Annotated in this window: 3 protein-coding genes; all 3 read left to right on the top strand. The window is 70.1% G+C overall.

All coding sequences use genetic code 11. The features are described 5' to 3' along the window. Positions 1–419, top strand: a 419-nt coding sequence (locus tag AADR41_RS41470) for a HEAT repeat domain-containing protein (RefSeq protein WP_342287600.1), incomplete at its 5' end; no start/stop codon positions are given. A 108-nt stretch (positions 420–527) separates the two neighbouring features. Further along, the gene (locus AADR41_RS41465; RefSeq protein ID WP_342287599.1) at positions 528–2,504 is read left to right on the top strand and encodes a transglycosylase domain-containing protein; all 1,977 of its coding nucleotides are present in this window, start codon (positions 528–530) and stop codon (positions 2,502–2,504) included. Positions 2,505–2,762: 258 nt separating this feature from the next. Next, positions 2,763–3,787: choice-of-anchor A family protein (locus AADR41_RS41460; RefSeq protein ID WP_342287597.1), on the top strand; the 1,025-nt coding region annotated here is incomplete at its 3' end.

Below are 3,787 nucleotides of genomic sequence, written 5' to 3'. Positions count from 1 at the left end.
CCCCCGCTGCCCGCCTCGCCCGCCTCGTCGAGGAGTTCCGCGCTCTGCCGGCCGACAGCGACAGGAAACGCGAGATCGTCGCCGAACTGGACGACAACGCGGCCGCGCACCCGTTCCTCGTCTCGGTGGTCGCCGACGCGGGCGAGTACGACCTCGCCCGCACCGAGGCCGCCACGGTCCTGCGCCTGTGGCCCCCGGCCGACCCCGACCTGCGCCACCGCGCGGGCAGGGCCCTGCTGGCGGCGCTGAACGACCCCGAGGAGGATCTGGTGCGCCAGTACGCGGCGATGGCGCTCGGCCCCTACGCCTCGGACGACCCGGCGGTCGCCGAGGCCCTGATGGCCGCCGGAGGGTCCGAGGAGGACCCCCTCGTACGGGCCTGCGCGAGATCCGCTCTGGAAGAGGCCGGCCTCGCCTGACACGCCGCACACCCGGACGGACTTCGGGACAACCGGATCGCGATCCGGAACATCCTCTCTCACAAGCCCCGCGCCACCGGTACGGGACGGTGTACGAGGAGCTGGAGCATGGCCCGAAGTCCCATCCGCCCCATCCGCCCCATGCGCGCGATCCGCCCTTCCGGACTCGGCATCGACTACCCCCGCCGGGGGAAGCGCACTTGGCGCCGCTGGATCCCCTCGTGGCGGCAGGTGCTGAGCGGATTCCTGCTCGGAACCGTCGCGCTGGCCGGCCTGTTCGCCGTGGTGTACGCGTCCGTCGACATCCCGAACGAGAACGACGAGGCGCGCAGACAGGGCACCGTCTACTACTGGGCCGACGGCAGCCGGCTGGTGAGCGTGGGCGCGGTCGACCGGCAGAACGTCACACTCGCCGACATACCCGATTCGGTGGAGAACGCGGTCATCGCCGCCGAGAACGAGACCTTCTACTCCGACCCGGGGGTATCGGCGACGGGCATCGCCCGTGCGGCCGTGAGCATCGTCAAGGGCGGTGAGACCCAGGGCGGTTCCACCATCACCCAGCAGTACGTGAAGAACACCTATCTCAGCCAGAAGCAGTCGGCCACCCGGAAGTTCAAGGAATTCTTCATCTCGCTGAAGCTGAACAACAAGCAGAGCAAGAAGGAGATCCTCCAGGGGTATCTGAACACCAGCTGGTTCGGCCGCGGCGCCTACGGCATCCAGGCAGCGGCGAACGCGTACTACGGAATCCCGGCGAAGGACCTCGACGCCAGTCAGGCGGCGCTGCTCGCCTCCCTGCTCAAGGGGGCGGAGCAGTACGACCCCGCGGGCGGCGGGGGCAACCACGAACGCGCCGTCGCCCGCTGGGGGTGGATCCTCGACCGGCAGGTGGAGACCGGGACGATGACGAAGGCCGAACGGGCCGCGTACCGGAAGTTCCCCGAGCCGAAGCCGGCCACGAAGCCGACCAGCCTCGGCGGCCAGACCGGCTATCTCGTCGACATCGCCAACAAGTACATCAAGAAGCGTTCGGGCCTCACCGACAAGGACCTCTTCCGGGGCGGCTACCGGGTGCACACCACCTTCGACAAGGCCAGGGTGGGGCAGTTGGAGCGGGCCGTGCGCAGTGTGCGCAAGCGGGACCTCGACCCGAAGAAGCGCGCCGAGGACAAGTACGTCGAGGTCGGCGCCGCGTCCGTGCGCGCCGACGGGGCCGTGGTCGCGGTGTACGGCGGAGCCGACGCGATCACCCACTTCGCCAACAACGCCGACACGGCGGGCGTCCCCATCGGCTCGGCCTTCAAGCCCTTCGTGCTGGCCGCAGCCCTTCAGCACGGCGACGGGATCTCTCTCGACAGCGGTTACGACAGTGGGGGGCAGCTGGTCAAGGGCGGCCCGTACACGGCGCTTCCCGCCCAGCCGGGCGCCGGTCCCGGCCGGGCGATGGTCACGGCGCCGACGCCCCTGCGCGATGCGCTGATCAAGTCGTCCAACGCCACCTTCACGCTGCTCGGCAAGGACATCGGGCTGAAGAAGGTGAAGGAACTGGCGCTGTCGGCCGGGCTGCACAAGGAGAGCCTGGCCCGTCTGGACAAGTCCTTTCCCCTCGGTACGTCCACACCGAGCGCCGTCAGGATGGCGGACGCGTACACCGCCTTCAGCAACAAGGGCATGCGGGCCGACCCCTACTCGGTGACCGGGATGACCCGGGACGGCGAGAAGGTCGAGGGCTTCGGGAAGCCCGAGCCCCGGCGCGCGATGGACGCCTCGGTGGCCGACGACGTGAACAACACCCTGGGGATGCTGGCCTGGACGCGGCTGGGGCAGGACGGGAAGTTCGGCACGTTCGCCAGGACCCGGGCTGCCGGCAGCCTCTCGGCGGGTGCGACCGGCGAGGACGACCGGATGAAGTCGGCCTGGTTCATCGGCCAGACCGAAGGACTGACCACGGCCGTCACGATGTTCCGCAACAAGCCGGGCACCCCTCAACTGCTGGGGATGCAGGGGGTGGGCGGTCCCGATTCGGGGCGCGGCAATGTCTTCCCGCTCCGGATCTGGAACGCCTACGTCACAGGGAAGTAGGCCGGCGGCCCGGGGGCGGCCGACGGCCCGGGGCCAAGAACTGACAGCGGCGCGGGGCCAGGCACCGGCAGAGGCACGGGGCCAGGTACCGACAGCGGCGCGCGGGTCCGGAACTGACAGCGGCGCGGGGCCGGAACTGACAGCCGGACAGAGCAGAACTCTGCGCATTGGTCTTGACCAATATCCTATTGTGTGAAGAACTTGGCCGAAGCCGCCACGGAATCTTTACAAGCACCTCCGCTGGAGAGACACGCCCCCATGCGCATATCCGCAACCGCCGCCGCCGCGTCCGCAGTGCTCGGCGGAGCCCTCGTCCTCGGCCTGACGGCCGTCCCGGCCGCACAGGCCACCCCCGCCGCCGATGCCGCGGCCTGCACCACCGACGCCTTCGGAATCGCCGGAAAGTACGGCGAGTTCGTCCTCGGTGACGACGTCCACACCCCCGACGCGGAAGGCGCGGTGGCCGTAGGTGGCAACGCCGACTTCCGCGGCGGCTTCAGCGCCGCCAACGAACTGACGGCCGCCGAGGTCGACGCCCTGCCCGGCCGGGCGTCCCTCGTCGTCCGCGGTGACCTGCTCAACGGCAGTTCCGTCACCGCGGTGATGAAGGGCAACGCGGTCGTCGGCGGCAAGGTCAGCGACCGCGCCCTCGAAATGCACTCCGGCACCTTCAGCAAGAACGCCGGACTGATCGACTTCGACGCCGAGTTCGGCAAGCTCCGGTCCTACTCCGCCGCACTGGCGAAGGAACCGGCGACCAGCGGCACCGAAGTGGAACTGAGCGGCAGCAAGCTCACCCTGGAGGGCGGGAACACCACCCGCAACATCTTCGAGGTGACGGCCGAACAGCTCGAAGGCGCCAAGGACATCTACCTCAAGGTCCCCGCCGGCGCCACCGCGATCGTCAACGTCAGCGGCACGACGTACGACATGGCCAAGGCCGGCACCACCGGATTCTTCCTCTCCGGCGGCCAGGACTACGTACTGGACGACAAGCTCCAGAGCGCCTCCGACGGCAAGGTCCGCGCCCGCCTGCTGTGGAACTTCCCCGACGCCACCGCGGTCACCAAGAGCAGCCAGGCCGCCTGGCCCGGCAGCGTGCTGGCGCCCAAGGCACACCTGGAGCTGGGCACCGGCGCCCCCGTCAACGGCTCGGTGTGGGTCGCCTCGCTGCACGGCTCGGGCGGCGCGGAGACGCACCACTTCCCGTTCACCGGCTGCCTCCCGGAAACCGGCGAGACCCCGCCCCCGGCCACCCCGACCCCGGGCAACACCCCCGGCAC

Origin of the sequence: Streptomyces sp. CLV115 (assembly GCF_038448545.1) — a bacterium.
GTDB classification, from domain to species: Bacteria; Actinomycetota; Actinomycetes; order Streptomycetales; family Streptomycetaceae; genus Streptomyces; species Streptomyces sanglieri.
This window is presented reverse-complemented; position numbering and strand designations above follow the sequence as displayed.